14 protein-coding genes are annotated in these 13,478 nt (G+C 73.3%); 5 read left to right on the top strand and 9 right to left on the bottom strand.

Annotation, left to right across the window (positions count from 1 at the left end; genetic code table 11):
• Positions 1–332 precede the first annotated feature (332 nt).
• Positions 333–1,934, top strand: a complete 1,602-nt coding sequence (locus B085_RS0126415; RefSeq protein WP_018561619.1) for an alpha/beta hydrolase — start codon at positions 333–335, stop codon at positions 1,932–1,934.
• A gap of 79 nt (positions 1,935–2,013) precedes the next feature.
• Here B085_RS0126415 and B085_RS0126410 read toward each other — a convergent pair whose 3' ends face one another.
• The 5 genes from B085_RS0126410 to B085_RS0126390 form a co-directional block, all read right to left on the bottom strand.
• Positions 2,014–2,376, bottom strand: coding sequence for a cupin domain-containing protein (locus B085_RS0126410; protein WP_018561618.1), 363 nt, complete (start codon positions 2,374–2,376; stop codon positions 2,014–2,016).
• 9 nt (positions 2,377–2,385) lie between these two features.
• Positions 2,386–3,225 carry a TIGR02452 family protein gene (locus B085_RS0126405; protein WP_018561617.1) on the bottom strand — a complete coding sequence of 280 codons (840 nt, stop codon included), beginning with the start codon at positions 3,223–3,225 and terminating at the stop codon, positions 2,386–2,388.
• Positions 3,226–3,252: 27 nt separating this feature from the next.
• Positions 3,253–4,326 (bottom strand): NAD-dependent epimerase/dehydratase family protein, encoded by a 1,074-nt coding sequence (locus tag B085_RS0126400; protein ID WP_037732496.1) that lies wholly within the window; start codon positions 4,324–4,326, stop codon positions 3,253–3,255.
• A 78-nt stretch (positions 4,327–4,404) separates the two neighbouring features.
• The gene (locus B085_RS0126395) at positions 4,405–5,121 is read right to left on the bottom strand and encodes a lysophospholipid acyltransferase family protein (protein ID WP_018561615.1); all 717 of its coding nucleotides are present in this window, start codon (positions 5,119–5,121) and stop codon (positions 4,405–4,407) included.
• A 260-nt stretch (positions 5,122–5,381) separates the two neighbouring features.
• On the bottom strand, positions 5,382–6,827 hold the full coding sequence (locus B085_RS0126390) for an MFS transporter (RefSeq protein ID WP_018561614.1): 1,446 nt from the start codon (positions 6,825–6,827) through the stop codon (positions 5,382–5,384).
• 140 nt (positions 6,828–6,967) lie between these two features.
• Between B085_RS0126390 and B085_RS0126385 the strand changes: the two genes are divergently transcribed.
• The 4 genes from B085_RS0126385 to B085_RS0126370 all read left to right on the top strand — a co-directional run bounded on the left by B085_RS0126385 (position 6,968) and on the right by B085_RS0126370 (position 9,652).
• The gene (locus tag B085_RS0126385) at positions 6,968–7,672 is read left to right on the top strand and encodes a TetR/AcrR family transcriptional regulator (RefSeq protein ID WP_018561613.1); all 705 of its coding nucleotides are present in this window, start codon (positions 6,968–6,970) and stop codon (positions 7,670–7,672) included.
• Positions 7,673–7,806: 134 nt separating this feature from the next.
• Positions 7,807–8,223, top strand: coding sequence for a hypothetical protein (locus tag B085_RS0126380; RefSeq protein ID WP_018561612.1), 417 nt, complete (start codon positions 7,807–7,809; stop codon positions 8,221–8,223).
• A 107-nt stretch (positions 8,224–8,330) separates the two neighbouring features.
• Positions 8,331–9,020 carry a hemerythrin domain-containing protein gene (locus tag B085_RS0126375; RefSeq protein ID WP_106435040.1) on the top strand — a complete coding sequence of 230 codons (690 nt, stop codon included), beginning with the start codon at positions 8,331–8,333 and terminating at the stop codon, positions 9,018–9,020.
• Positions 9,020–9,652 (top strand): TetR/AcrR family transcriptional regulator, encoded by a 633-nt coding sequence (locus B085_RS0126370; RefSeq protein ID WP_018561610.1) that lies wholly within the window; start codon positions 9,020–9,022, stop codon positions 9,650–9,652. The genes B085_RS0126375 and B085_RS0126370 overlap by 1 nt, the downstream gene beginning before the upstream one ends.
• A gap of 251 nt (positions 9,653–9,903) precedes the next feature.
• Here the strand turns inward: B085_RS0126370 and B085_RS50155 are convergent, their stop codons facing one another.
• The 4 genes from B085_RS50155 to B085_RS0126350 all read right to left on the bottom strand — a co-directional run bounded on the left by B085_RS50155 (position 9,904) and on the right by B085_RS0126350 (position 13,346).
• Positions 9,904–10,065 (bottom strand): hypothetical protein, encoded by a 162-nt coding sequence (locus B085_RS50155; RefSeq protein WP_018561609.1) that lies wholly within the window; start codon positions 10,063–10,065, stop codon positions 9,904–9,906.
• Between the two features lie 71 nt (positions 10,066–10,136).
• Positions 10,137–11,189, bottom strand: coding sequence for a hypothetical protein (locus tag B085_RS0126360; protein WP_018561608.1), 1,053 nt, complete (start codon positions 11,187–11,189; stop codon positions 10,137–10,139).
• A 31-nt stretch (positions 11,190–11,220) separates the two neighbouring features.
• Positions 11,221–12,174, bottom strand: a complete 954-nt coding sequence (locus tag B085_RS0126355) for a cytochrome c oxidase assembly protein (RefSeq protein ID WP_018561607.1) — start codon at positions 12,172–12,174, stop codon at positions 11,221–11,223.
• A 146-nt stretch (positions 12,175–12,320) separates the two neighbouring features.
• Positions 12,321–13,346 carry a 6-phosphofructokinase gene (locus tag B085_RS0126350; protein WP_026251468.1) on the bottom strand — a complete coding sequence of 342 codons (1,026 nt, stop codon included), beginning with the start codon at positions 13,344–13,346 and terminating at the stop codon, positions 12,321–12,323.
• Between the last annotated feature and the right edge of the window lie 132 nt (positions 13,347–13,478).

Below are 13,478 nucleotides of genomic sequence, written 5' to 3'. Positions count from 1 at the left end.
CGCGGGCCGGACCGGCATCGAGTCCCCCGCGGCCCCGGGCGGCGCCGTCCTCGCCTCGGCGCGCGGGCCGTCACGCCGGCGACGACCGCCGGCGGTGCCCTCGTCGTGCCGCTCGCCCGCGCCCTCGCCGGCCACGAGGTGCCCCGGCCCCGCAACCTCGTACGCGGCCTCGCCGGGGCGGCGGTGGACGGCGCCAGCCAACCGGGGTTTCCGACTCATGGGTTGGTAAAGAAACGCTCATAAGATCTTCTCTCGGAGGTGTGGAAGACGAAAGGATTCCCCTGCAGTTGTGATCGGGCCGCCACGAGCGGCACCACCAGCAGGGGGAGTTCATGGTGAGACGCACGGCCGTGCTCGGGCTGACCGCAGCCCTGATAGCCGGCACCGTCGCCACGGCGGCACCGCAGACCGCGGTCGCCCGCAGCGCGCCGAAGACGCACGGACACAGCGGCACCGCCGAGGCCCAGGGCGTACGGATCGCCGCCGCGCAGGCGGCCAGGAAGGGCATCGACTGGGCCGCCTGCCCGGCGGACTGGGGTATCGCGAGCCCCGTCGAGTGCGGCTGGGTGACCGTCCCCGTCGACTACGCCAAGCCCTACGGCAAGACGATCAAGATCGCGGTGGACCACGTCGGCAACACCGGCACCGCCGCCGAGCGCCAGGGCGCCCTGATCTACAACCCGGGCGGCCCCGGTGGCTCCGGCATGCGTTTCCCGCTCCGCGTGACGACCAAGAACCCGATCTGGGCGGCGACCGCGAAGGCCTACGACTTCGTCGGCTTCGACCCGCGCGGGGTCGGCCACTCGGCGCCCATCTCCTGCGCCGACCCGCAGGAGTTCGTAAAGGCGCCCAAGGCCGACCCGGTCCCGGACAGCGAGGCCGACAAGCGGGCACAGCGCAAGCTGGCCGCCGAGTACGCGGAAGGCTGCAAGGAGCGCACCGGCGCCGCGATGCTGTCGCAGATGACGACGGCCAACACCGCGCGCGACCTGGACGTCGTCCGCGCCGCCCTCGGCGAGCGGAAGCTCAACTACCTCGGTGTCTCCTACGGCACCTACCTCGGCGCCGTGTACGCCACGCTCTTCCCGTCGCACGTGCGCCGCATGGTCGTCGACAGCGTCGTGAACCCGTCCCGCGACCAGATCTGGTACCAGAACAACCTCGACCAGGACGTCGCGTTCGAGGGCCGCTGGAACGACTGGAAGGCCTGGGTCGCCACGTACGACTCGGTCTACCACATCGGCAACACCCCGGCGAAGGTCCAGGCGCAGTGGGAGAAGCTGCGGGCCACCGCCAAGGCGCACCCCATCGGCGGCGTCGTGGGCCCGGCCGAACTGCTCGGCCTCTTCCAGAGCGCCCCGTACTACGACTCGTCGTGGGCGGCCGTGGCCGGGATCTGGAGTGCCTACCTCAAGGGCGACACCCAGGCACTGGTCGACGCCGCGGCCCCCGACCTGTCGGACACGGCGGGCAACATCTCCTCGGAGAACGGCAACGCGGTCTACACGGCGGTGGAGTGCACCGACGCCAAGTGGCCGCGCGACTGGCGCACCTGGGACCGCGACAACACCCGGCTGCACGCCAAGTACCCGTTCCTGACCTGGTCCAACGCGTGGATGAACCTGCCGTGCGCCACGTGGGGCGTCCCGCAGCGGACCCCGGTGGAGGTGCGCACCGGCCACGGCCTGCCGCGCGTCATGATCGTCCAGAGCACCCGTGACGCGGCGACCCCGTACACGGGCGCCGTGGAGCTGCACAAGCGACTCAAGGGCTCGCTCATGATCACCGAGAAGGGCGCCGGCTCGCACGGTGTCACCGGCCTGGTCAACCCCTGTGTCAACGACCGTGTCACCGGCTACTTCGTGACGGGCAGTCTCGACCGGTCCGACGTGACGTGCGCCCCGCACGCCGCGCCGGTGCCGCCCACGAGCTGACCCACCGCGGTAGCAAGACGGACGGCCCCGCCGCGCCCACTGGGCGTGGCGGGGCCGTCGGCGTTCCGGGCCCGGGAGGCTAACCGAGCCGCACCCCGGTGGTACCCGCGCCCTCGTTGCCGTCGCCGGTGTTGACGGTGCCACGCGGCTCGAACATCAGGATGCGGGTGCCCTCCTCGGCGCGCGGCCGGTGCGGGACGCCGCGGGGGACGGTGAACACCTCGTGCGGGCCCAGGGTCACCGTGCGGTCCGGCAGTTCCAGGTGCAGCCGGCCGGCGAGGACGAGGAAGAACTCGTCGGTGTCCGCGTGCGCGTGCTCGGGGAAGTCGCCCTCCACGTTGGCGACCTTGACGTCGTAGTCGTTGACCTCGGCGAGGACGTGCGGCATCCATTTCTGGTCCACGGCGTCCATCACGGTGTCGATGTTGCGCTTGTCGCTCATGGGACTCCTCTACCCCGGGAAGGCGGCGGCGAAGGCGGCCCGGGTGGGCGAGTCCGCGCGCCGGTCGAGTACGGCGAAGACGACCCGGCCGAAACGATCCGCGAACCGCCCGCCCGGGCCGAGGTGCTCGCGGAAGGCGGCGGCGACGGCCGCCGGGTCGTTGCGGAACACCCCGCAGCCCCAGGCGCCCAGCACCAGGGAGGGGTACCCGTGCGCCGCGGCGACCTCCAGCACCCTGCCCGCCCGGGCCGACAGCGCGGCGGGCACGCGGTCCGCGGCGTCGGGCTCCTGACGGAGAATCACCCCCGCGTTGGGGGCGGCGGAGGTGAGGAAGCCGGCCTCGAAGGGCTCGTCCAGCAGGGCGCCGCGCTCGTCGCGGAAGACCGGGACGCCGGGGGAGTGGATCACCCGGTCGCTGTAGAAGGGACTGCGGTCCGCCCGGTGCCAGTCGTAGAACTCCCGCACCGTGAGCAGCGTCGTGTAGAGCGCCGACGCACGGCACAGCGCCTCCTCCTGCGCCTGTGCCCCGTTGACGTAGCCGCCGCCGGGGTTGCGGGCCGACGCGAAGTTCAGCACGGCGACCGGGACCTCCGGGACCCCCGGGGCCCGCTGCGCCAGGCGGCGTGCCGCCTGCAGGCTGTCCTCGCCCGTCACCTCGAAGGCGGTGGGCCCGATGCGCTTGGCGCCGGGACCGGGGTCGACGGGTCCCGGGCCGTACATCCGCGTCCCCCGGACGGCCCGCGCGACGGCCTCCCCGATGGCCACCTCCACCCCGCGTGCCGTCCGGTAGCGGCCGGTCGCGACGAGGTCTTCCGTCTCCTTGGCGAGTGCCCGCAGCCGCGCACTCATGTCCTGTCCCTGCTCACGGCTCCGAGGCTAGTTCGCCTGCCCGGGCCCGGCGAGCGGTTTTCCGGCGGCCAGCCAGCGGTCCTCGGCCTCGTAGTCGAACAGGTCGCCGAAGCGGTCGTACGTCGACGCCAGGACGGGGAAGGCCTCCCGCCAGTCCCGTCCGCCGAGCCGTTCCACCAGCCAGGCCACGTTCTCCGGCAGCGACTCCGCGTAGCCGGTCACGGCACGGTAGCCCAGCTCGCGCTCCGCGGCCGACATGTCCAGCACGAAGGGGTGCGCCGTGGTCCACGGGGTGTCGCCGACGTTCTTCGCCGGGGGAGGGCCGTCCACGGCGTACGTCCGCGCCTCGTGTCCCAGCAGCGCGGCGATCGCGTCCGCGATCTCCGCCACCGTCGGGGCGTACGGGTCGCCGGCGTTGAGCACCCGGGAGCCCGGGCGGCGGGCGGCCAGCCGCACCAGTTCGGCGAGGTTCGCGGCGTGCACCGGGTGGAAGCGACTCTCCCCGCCGTACGCGAGCACCCTGAACGGCCGCCGGTCCACGGCCCGCTTGACGAAGTACAGCTCCCTCGGGCGCAGGCTGTACGGGCCGTGGACCGCCCCGGCGCGCAACAGCGTGACGGGCAACCGCCCCTGCGCCGCCAGCAGGTCGCGCTCCAGCGCCGACTTGCGCGCCGAGTAGCCGCCCTCGCCGGGGGCCAGCACCGGCTGCGTCTCCGCGACGGGCACCGGGAAGACGGGCGCGCCGCCCGGCTCCCCGTCGGTGTCGAGGCTGCGGCCCCGGCCGTCCTCGTAGACAGAGCAGCTGGACACGACGACCGCGGAGCCGATCCGGTCCGCCAGCCCCGTCAACTGCCGTGCGTGCTCCGGCCCGTAGGCCACGCAGTCCAGCAGCACGTCGCAGCCCTCGCCGAGCGCCGCCGCCAGCGCCGCGGTGTCCTCGCGGTCCAGGGCCACCGGCCGTACCCCTTCGGGCCACTCCACCCCACCGCCGCCGCCGCCGCGGGAGGCGGCCCGCACCTCATAGCCGTCCTCGGCGAGGGCGCGCACCGCCGCCCGGCCGATCTGTCCCGTCGCCCCGATCACGAACGCAGTTCCCGTCATGACGGCGACGCTAGGCGGCCCGAGCGCGCCGGGACCAGGGTTGTTCGCCCTGCGCGGATCCGCGCAGGGCGCAACCGGTCAGGCGCCGCGGCGCAGCCGGGAGCCGATGCCGGACTGGCCCTGCTGCTCGGCCTTGACCTCGGCGGCGTAGCGGTCGACGTACTCCTGACCGGACAGGGCGAGGATCGCGTACATGATCTCGTCCGTGGCCGAGCGCACCACATAGCGCTCGTTGTCCATCCCCTCGAAGCGGGAGAACTCCATCGGCTCGCCGAAGCGGATCGTCACCGGTTTGATGCGCGGCAGCCGCCGGCCCGCGGGCTGGATCTCGTACGTGCCGATCATCGCGCACGGGACGACCGGGACCTTGGCGCGGATGGCCATGGTGGCCACGCCGACCTTGCCCTTGTAGAGGCGTCCGTCGTGGGAGCGGGTGCCCTCGGGGTAGATGCCGAGGAGCTCGCCCTTGCCGAGCACCTTCATTCCCTCGCGGATCGCCGACTCGCCCGCCTTGCCGCCGGAGCGGTCGACCGGGATCTGGCCGATGCTGTGGAAGAACGCCGCGGTCAGCCGCCCCTTGAGGCCGGTGCCGGTGAAGTACTCGGCCTTCGCCAGGAAGGTGATCCGGCGCGGCAGGATCGCGGGCATCAGGAAGTGGTCGGAGAACGACAGATGGTTGCCCGCGACGATCGCCGCGCCCTCCTCCGGGATGTTCTCCATGCCCTCGATCCTCGGGCGGAACAGCACCCGCAGCAACGGGCCGAGGACCACGTACTTGAGCACGTAGTAGAACACGGACTGACTCCCAACTGGCGCCGATCGGCTCCGGGCGGCGTTCTGCCAGGTCACAACGCGATTCGAGGATCGTCAGTCTAGGCGCGGCCGGTGCCGCGCGTCACCGGGGCCGCACGCGTCCGCCAGGAGAACGGCCCGGACCTGACCCGTCGTCGCCTCCGGGCCCGGAGCCGGGCCCGGAGGCGATCTCCACCGCGTCCGTCCCGGCCGCCGCGCCCGCGCGGCCGGCCCCCCTCCACACCGCCCGGCGCCATGGTCCCTCAGTGTCCCGCCGTGCCCTCGCGGGCGTGGCGGGGCAGCAGGAAGGCGGCCGCCAGTGCCGCGACGAACGCGGCCGCGGCCATGAGGGCCGTCCACTGGGTCGCGGGCACCGTGCCTCCGTCGGCGGCGTAGGAGAAGAACGCCGTGCCGAGGACGGCGACCCCGACCGAACCGCCGAGCTGCTGCGCGGCGTTGAGGACACCGGAGGCCGAGCCGGTCTCGCGCTCCTCGACGTCGGCGAGGGCGATGTCGAAGAACGGCGCCATGACCAGGCCCATCGCGAAGCCGTTCAGCAGGAGGGCGGGCAGCAGCTGCCAGGTGGTGGCCCCGTGGCCCGCCAGGTGCACGGTGAGCGCCAGCGCGGCGACCGCGACCGCCGACAGCGCGAAGCCGGCCTGGATGGTGCGCCGGCCGTACCGGGGGCCGAGGACGGCACCGGAGAGGACCGCGCCCACGACCGTGCCGGCGGACCAGGGGACCATCGACGCCCCGGCGTGCAGGGCGCTGTAGCCGAGCCCCACCTGCAGGTGCAGGGTGAGCACCAGCATCAGCCCGCTGACCGCGGCGAAGAAGGCGACGCCCACCACGAGCGCGGCGGAGAAGCCGCGGTGGCGGAAGAGCCCGGGTTCGACGAGCGGGGAGCCGCCGCGCGCCACGAGCCGCCGCTGGTACCGGGCGAAGACACCGAGGACCGGGACCGCGCCCGCCATCGACAGGTATGTCCACAGCGGCCAGCCCAGGTCCCGGCCCTGGACCAGCGGGTAGACGAGCATGAGCACGCCGAGGCTGACCAGTGCCGACCCCGGCAGGTCCAGCCGCGGCGCGTGCGGCGAGCGGCCCTCGGGCAGGATGCGCAGCGCGACGGCGAAGGCGAGGACGCCGATCGGGACGTTGATCAGGAACACCGAGCGCCAGCCGGAGCCGAACAGGTCCGCGTCGGTGAGGAGACCGCCGAGCACCGGCCCGGCGACCGCGGCGAGACCCATGACGGGCCCGAACGCGCCGAAGGCCGCCCCCTGCTCCTTCGGCGGGAACATCTGGCGCAGGATGCCGAGGCCCTGCGGCACCATCATCGCGGCGAACAGCCCCTGCGCGGCCCGCCCCCCGATCAGCGTCCCGGCGGAGCCCGCGGCCGCGCACAGCGCGGAGCACACCGTGAAGCCGGCGAGCCCGGCGAGGAACATCCTGCGGCGGCCCACGATGTCGCCGAGCCGCGCCCCGGTGATCATCAGTACGGAGAAGGCCAGCGTGTAGGCGGCGGTGATCCACTGGATCTGGGTGGAGCTGCCGCCGAAATCCGCGCGGATCGAGGGCGAGGCGACGCCGACGATCGTGGCGTCGAGCAGGTCCATGATCTCGACGGCGAGGATCACGGCCAGCCCGAGCTTGCGCAAGGGATGGCCGGTTGCCGGGGGAGCGGGCGGGGAGAGCGCCTGGGTGCTCATGGGTCCTCCATCGGGGCGGGTGGCGCGGTGGCGCACGGTCGGACGAACGCCGTTCGTTTTGAACGAACAGTGTTCTAGACAACGAACGACGTTCGTGTCAAGTACGCTGTCGGTGTTCCGCTCCCGGAGGTACGCAGCACGTGACATCGGTCCCCGTCCCGCCCTGGCGCGCCGAGCGCAAGAAGGCCCCCCGCCGCAGCCTCAGCCGCGAGGCGATCGTCACAGCGGCCCTCCACGTCATCGACGCCGAGGGCCTGGACGCGCTGAGCATGCGCCGGGTCGCCCAGGAGCTGGACACCGGCGCCGCTTCGCTCTACGCGCACGTCGCCAACAAGGAGGAGCTGCTCGAGCTGCTCCTCGACCGCATCCAGGCCGGTGTGACCCGCCCCGAGCCCGACCCCGAGCGGTGGCAGGAGCAGGTCAAGGAGCTGGCACGGCAGGGCCGCAGGGTCCTCGTCGCGCACCGCGACCTGGCGCGCGCCGCCATCGGCCAGGGCATCCCCTTCGGCCCCAACGCCCTCCTCAACGCCGAGGCGATGCTGGCGATCCTCAAGGCCGGTGGCCTCTCCGACCAGGTCTGCGCCTACGGTGTGGACGCGCTCGCGCTCTTCGTCACGGCCACCGCGGTCGAGGAGAGCCTGCGCGGCCAGGGTTTCGGGGAGAGCGGCGTCACCCTCGACGAGCAGGTCGTGCGCATCCGCGAGTACTTCCGCTCCCTGCCCCCCGAGGGCTTCCCCCACATCACGGGCATGGTCGACGCCCTCATGCGCGACGAGGGCGACGAGCGCTTCGAGTTCGGCCTCGACCTCCTCGTCTCCGGCCTCGCCCGCCACGCCCCCGCCTGACATCCCCGCCCGACACCGGGGCTACGTCCGCTTCGTCGAGTGTCCGCGCCCCGGTCCGGCCGGTGACGTGTACTCGGTGCGGACTGAGTACACGCGCTCTGGCCGGCGAAGCGGCGGGAGGGGACGCTCGGGTCATGCCTCGAGAATCAGCGAATCCCCTGTCCCGGCTGCTGCCGGTCGTCCTGCAGGCCGTCGTCGCGTCGGCCGCCTGGGCCGCCTGGCTGGGCTGGGACCAGCATCGTGACGTCCGGCCCGATGGCACGGAGACCGGTCCCTACGAAGCGTGGCAGGTCGTGGGGCTGGTGCTGACGCTGCTGCCGCTCGTGTGCTGGGCCGCGTCCCGGGGCCTCTTCCCGGCCGCCGTGCTCGGTACCACGGCCGGCCTGACCGCCGCCGCCTTCTACGACTGGTCGGACGACTCGAGCGGCCTGTTCCTGGTCGGCGTGGGGATGGTCGCGACCGGGAGCCTCGTGGTGACCGCCGCCGTGGCCGCGGTGACCGCCTCCGTTCTCCGGCGAGGGCGAGGGCGAGGGCGAGGCACCGGAGCCTGACGCCGGAGCCGGCGCCCGCGGTCGTGGACCAGAATTCACTGGAACGACCTTGTAGGGAAAACGGTCCCGTCCTACTGTCCTGCCAAGACAGCCACGGGGAGGGCGAGATGGGGACAGGTTCCGCACCGGCGGACACACGGATGATGGGGATCGTGCACGGCGCGCTGCGCCGCGACCTGGAGCGCGCGCGGACGGTGCTGACCACCGAGCCGTATCCGCAGCCGCGACAGGGCGGCGCGGTCGGCCGCCACGTCGTGTGGCTGATGGAGTTCCTCCACACGCACCACACAGGTGAGGACGAGGGCCTGTGGCCGCTGGTGCGCGAGCGCGACCCGGCCACCGGGCCACTGCTGGACTCCCTGGACGCCGACCACCGCAGGATCACCCCGGCCGCCGTGACCGTGACGGACGCCGCCAGGCGGTACGCCGAGACGGCCTCCGACCAGACGCGCATCCGGCTCCTCGCGGCGCTCGACTCGCTGACGGCCGTTCTCGTGCCGCACCTGGAGCGCGAGGTCGCGCAGGCCATGCCCGTGGTGTCGGCGACCCTCACCCAGGCCGAATGGCACGCCTGGGACCAGGAGTACAACGTCAGGTCCAAGCCGTTCACGCAGCTCGGCATGGAGGGGCACTGGCTGCTCGACGGCATCGACCCCGGGGGGCACCGGATCGTCGTCCGACTGGTGCCCCCGGTCCCGCGCCTCGTCCTGCTGTACGGCTTCGCCCGCGCCTACCGGCGCCGCCGCGCGCAGTGGTGGCCCGCGCGGGACCACGCGCGGAACGGAACGGCGCACTGATGGCGACGGAGGAGGCACCCCGGGCACGGCGCCCGTACCGCTCACCGCGACGCGAGCAACAGGCCGGGGAGACACGGGCCGTGGTGCTGGCCGCGGCCGTCCGGCTGTTCGGCGAGCAGGGCTGGGCGGCGACGGGGATGCGGGACGTCGCCCGCGAGGCCGGGGTGTCGGTCGAGACGGTGTACGCGGGCTTCCGGTCCAAGGGCGAACTGCTGATGGCCGCGCTCGATGTCGCGGTGGTCGGCGACGCACGGCCCGAAACGCTGGCCGAACGGCCGGAGTTCGCAGGGCTCGGGTCCGGCACCCGGCAGGAGCGGATCGCCGCCGCCGCACGCCTGGTCACCGTGATCCACCGGCGTACCGCCGGTGTGCACCTCGCGCTGCGCGAGGCGGCCGCCTCCAACGCGGACCTCGCGCAGAGGCTCCGGGACAACCAGCGGCGCCGCCGCGTCAGCGTCGGGCAGGGCATGGCCCGCGTCACGGGGCGCGCGGTGACCCAGGAGGAGCTGGACGGGGTGTGGGCCGTCCTCGGCGTCGAGGTCTACCACCTGCTGACCGGGCTCTCCGGCTGGACCCCGCAGCAGTACGAGCACTGGGCGGCCGGTGTCATCGACCGGCTGCTCGACGCGTGACACCGGAGCACACGCAAACCGAGGGGGAGCAGGCGATGAGGGACAACGGATCCCGCGAGGGGAACGGCGCGGGGACGGAGCGGGGCGTCGCCCGGATCGGGACGTCGCTCCCACCTGCGCGTACCCGGCCCGGCGCCTTCCCAGGAGAGCGTGAGGGTGGCGCAGGCGCGGTCGCCGGCGGCTGTCCGTCCCCGGACACCGCCGCCGCCTCAGCCCGCGCCCCCGCCCCCCGCCCCCCGCCCGCGGAACCCTCAGCGCGGGGTGCGGATCGCGAACACCCCGATCGTCGCCAGCATGAGGACGACCCAGGCGAACCACACCCAGCCGTTGGGGCCGAGCGCGACCGTGTACGCGGTCACGGCGACCAGACACGCCACCGTGCACGTGATCATCGCCTTCGCAGGTGTGTGCATCCCTGGCCTCCTCCCCGGGGGCCGCGGGGCGGCGGCCCGGACTCCATGGTCCCGCCGCCGCCCGCCGTGCGCTACCAGTCGCCGTCGGTGACCTGGTTCCCGTCCCCCAGCTGTTTCACCTGACCCGGGTGCGGTGCCACCCACGGCGAATCGTCCTCGCCGAGCCAGTCGCCGACGGGCTTGACCCGGCCGAGCGTGCCGGGGGCCGCCAGGTCCTCCGCGTCGGCGTCGTAGTAGTCGAACCAGGGCAGTCCGGCGGCGGTGTACGCCGCGCGGTTCACCGGGGAGGGAGGAGCCGGCTCACCGGTGATGCGGCGCCATTCCGGCACCGTCGTGAGGTGGACGAAGACCCGGCCGGAGGGCCGGTCGCGCCAGTCGGACGGCTTGCGGTCGTCGCGGTAGACCTCCTGCCGCATCCGGCCGCCCGCGCCCAGCCCCATGGAGACCGGGGACCGGGTCGCACCCCCCGCCGGGCGCGGTGCGCCCCCCGGGGCCGGCGGCGGCGCGGCCGCCGGGGCGGCCATCGGCATCGCCCCCGGAGCGCCGCCGTAGCCCCCGAAGGCCGCGCGACGGCTGCTCTCCCGGCGCCGCTGCTCGGCCCGCCACGCGGCCAGTCGCTCCTCGCCGAGCTCGGACACCTGCAACTGCACCCCGCCCCAGACCTCCTCGCCGCTGACCTGGCCCTCGACGGTCGCGCCGAGGCCCAGCGGCAGCGCCACGAACTGCCGGATCGTCCCGGAGCCGGAGTTGATGCCGTCCAGCCACGGCTGGCGCGGCAGCACCACATAGTTCTGCGGGTCCTGCGACAGCCGGTCGCTCCACGGCCGTCCCGACACCGCGCAGACCTTGCCGACGCCCACCTGGAGCGCGGCCGGCGCGGAGGCCGAGAAGCTGAGCCACATGGCCTCGCGCTGGTAGACGGGCAGCATGACCCCGCCGCGCGCGAGCCACTCCGGGGGCGCGGTGCCGGGGTGGTCCGAGACCCGGCGCAGCGGGAAGGTGCCGATCCCGGGTGGAAGCGGATGCGTCCCCGTCTCCGGCAGCCGCAGCGTGCGCATGAAGCGCACCGTCACGCCGCCCGGCAACTGCAGCGCGTCGCCCGATATCCGTACCTGGTCGCCCATCGCGGGCCTCCCTTCGCGGCGGGCGGCCCCGTCAGCCGCGACCCCGTGCCTCCAAGGATGCCAAGTACGCGTTGTAGGCTGCCAGTTCCGCGTCGCCGTCACGGTCCGCGGCGCGGTCCTTGCGACGCGCCTGGCGCTGGTCGGAGGTGTACCACTGGATCAGCAGCGCGACGAGTACGATCACGGACGGGATCTCGCTGAACGCCCACGCGATGCCGCCGGCCGCGGTCTGGTCGTCCAGCGCGTCGATCCCCAGCGAGGCGGGCGGGTGCTGGAAGGCGCCGATCATCGGCTCGCTCGCCATCATCAGGGCGATGCCGAAGAAGGCGTGGAACGGCATCCCGGCGAACAGCTCCAGGATGCGCATCACATGGCTCGGCCGGTTCGGTCCCGGGTCCACGCCCATGATCGGCCAGAAGAACACCAGGCCCACGGCGAGGAAGTGGACCATCATCGCGATATGCCCGGTGCGGCTGCCCATGAGGGTGTCGAACAGCGGGGTGAAGTAGAGCCCGTACAGGCTGGCGATGAACAGCGGGATGGTGAACGCCGGATGCGTGATCACCCGCATGTAGCGGCTGTGCAGCAGCGCGACCAGCAGCTCCCGCGGGCCCCTGCGGCCGCGTCCCGCCGCCGGCAGCGCCCGCAGCGTCAGGGTCACCGGGGCGCCCAGCAGCAGGAGGATGGGGGAGACCATGCTGACGACCATGTGCTGCACCATGTGGACGCTGAACATGACCATGCCGTAGTCGTTCAGCGCGGTGCACATCACCAGGGCGATGGAGAGCACTCCGGCGACGAAGGCGACGATCCGGCCGGCGGGCCAGCGGTCGCCGCGCCGCAGCAGTCGTACGACCCCCCAGCCGTAGAGCACGAGCGCGAGCACACAGCCGGCCAGGAAGACCGGATCCCCGCTGAACTCGAGCCCCCGGCCAAGGGTGAACGGCGGGAGCTCCGTCGTCATCCCGTGTCCGCCGTGGTCCATCCGTCACTCTCCTGTCGCGCCTGCGCACGCACCGAGCCGTCGGCATTGTGCCGGTTGGGGCGGGTGCGCCCGCACCAGACTAGAGCCGCCCCCGGCCGCGCTTGCGACCGGGGGCGGCGACAGGGCCTGGGAGCGCGATCAGCGCGTCACAGCACGCACTCGGCCTCGACGTACCGCTCGGCCGGGACGGTCTTGAGGTGCTCGACGGCCTCGGCCAGCGGCACCAGCGTGATGTCGGTGCCGCGCAGCGCCGTCATCATGCCGAAGTCGCCGTTGTGCGCGGCCTCGACCGCGTGCCAGCCGAAGCGGGTGGCCAGTACCCGGTCGTAGGCGGTGGGGGTGCCGCCGCGCTGCACGTGGCCGAGGATGACCGGGCGGGCCTCCTTGCCCAGCCGCTCCTCCAGCTCGATCGAGAGCCGGGTGGCGATGCCGGTGAAGCGCTCGTGGCCGTAGACGTCCTTGGCGCCCGACTCGAAGTTCATCGTGCCCTCGCGGGGCTTCGCGCCCTCCGAGACCACGACGATCGCGAACTTCTTGCCCGCGGAGAAGCGCTCGCCGACCCGCTGGGTCAGCTCGTCGACGTCGAAGGGGCGCTCCGGCACGACGATCGCGTGCGCACCGGCGGCCATGCCGGAGTGCAGGGCGATCCAGCCGGTGTGCCGGCCCATGACCTCGACGATCAGCACGCGCTGGTGCGACTCGGCGGTGGTCTTCAGACGGTCCAGCGCCTCGGTGGCCACCGTCACGGCGGTGTCGAAGCCGAAGGTGACGTCGGTGGAGGCGATGTCGTTGTCGATCGTCTTGGGCACGCCCACGATCGGCAGCCCGTTGTCGGACAGCAGCCGGGCGGCCTTGAGGGTGCCCTCGCCGCCGATCGGGATGATCGCGTCCAGGCCCAGGTCGGCGACATGGCCCTTGGCCCGCTCCACACCGTCCCGCAGGTGCTCGGGGCGGACCCGGGAGGAGCCGAGGATGGTGCCGCCACGGGCCAGGATGCCTCCCACCGCGTCGAGGTCGAGCTTGCGGTAGTCGCACTCGAGGAGGCCCTTCCACCCGTCGTGGAAGCCTATGACCTCGTCCCCGTGGTCGACGACCGCGCGGTGCACGACCGACCGGATGACGGCGTTGAGGCCGGGGCAGTCGCCGCCGCTCGTCAGCACACCAATACGCATTTGCTGGTTACTCCTGAAAGATCGATCCGGGCGCCGGACCTCGTCGTCCGGATGGACCCGCGGCGACGCGCACCGCTGCCGCTAGGTTATCGAGCCGGGTCCGGGCTGCGGAAACGCCGCCCGCAGTGCGGA

Origin of the sequence: Streptomyces sp. BoleA5 (genome assembly GCF_000373665.1) — a bacterium.
GTDB lineage: Bacteria > Actinomycetota > Actinomycetes > Streptomycetales > Streptomycetaceae > Actinacidiphila.
The sequence above is the reverse complement of the archived record's forward strand: the minus strand, read 5'-3'. Positions and strand labels throughout refer to the sequence as shown.

Excerpts from the sequence above, each read along its gene's own strand:
- B085_RS0126415 (WP_018561619.1), top strand. The coding sequence starts at position 333 with ATGGTGAGACGCACGGCCGTGCTCGGGCTGACCGCAGCCCTGATAGCC.
- B085_RS0126410 (WP_018561618.1), bottom strand. The coding sequence starts at position 2,376 with ATGAGCGACAAGCGCAACATCGACACCGTGATGGACGCCGTGGACCAG.
- B085_RS0126405 (WP_018561617.1), bottom strand. The coding sequence starts at position 3,225 with ATGAGTGCGCGGCTGCGGGCACTCGCCAAGGAGACGGAAGACCTCGTC.
- B085_RS0126400 (WP_037732496.1), bottom strand. The coding sequence starts at position 4,326 with ATGACGGGAACTGCGTTCGTGATCGGGGCGACGGGACAGATCGGCCGG.
- B085_RS0126390 (WP_018561614.1), bottom strand. The coding sequence starts at position 6,827 with ATGAGCACCCAGGCGCTCTCCCCGCCCGCTCCCCCGGCAACCGGCCAT.
- B085_RS0126380 (WP_018561612.1), top strand. The coding sequence starts at position 7,807 with ATGCCTCGAGAATCAGCGAATCCCCTGTCCCGGCTGCTGCCGGTCGTC.
- B085_RS0126375 (WP_106435040.1), top strand. The coding sequence starts at position 8,331 with ATGGGGACAGGTTCCGCACCGGCGGACACACGGATGATGGGGATCGTG.
- B085_RS0126370 (WP_018561610.1), top strand. The coding sequence starts at position 9,020 with ATGGCGACGGAGGAGGCACCCCGGGCACGGCGCCCGTACCGCTCACCG.
- B085_RS50155 (WP_018561609.1), bottom strand. The coding sequence starts at position 10,065 with ATGCACACACCTGCGAAGGCGATGATCACGTGCACGGTGGCGTGTCTG.
- B085_RS0126360 (WP_018561608.1), bottom strand. The coding sequence starts at position 11,189 with ATGGGCGACCAGGTACGGATATCGGGCGACGCGCTGCAGTTGCCGGGC.
- B085_RS0126355 (WP_018561607.1), bottom strand. The coding sequence starts at position 12,174 with ATGGACCACGGCGGACACGGGATGACGACGGAGCTCCCGCCGTTCACC.
- B085_RS0126350 (WP_026251468.1), bottom strand. The coding sequence starts at position 13,346 with ATGCGTATTGGTGTGCTGACGAGCGGCGGCGACTGCCCCGGCCTCAAC.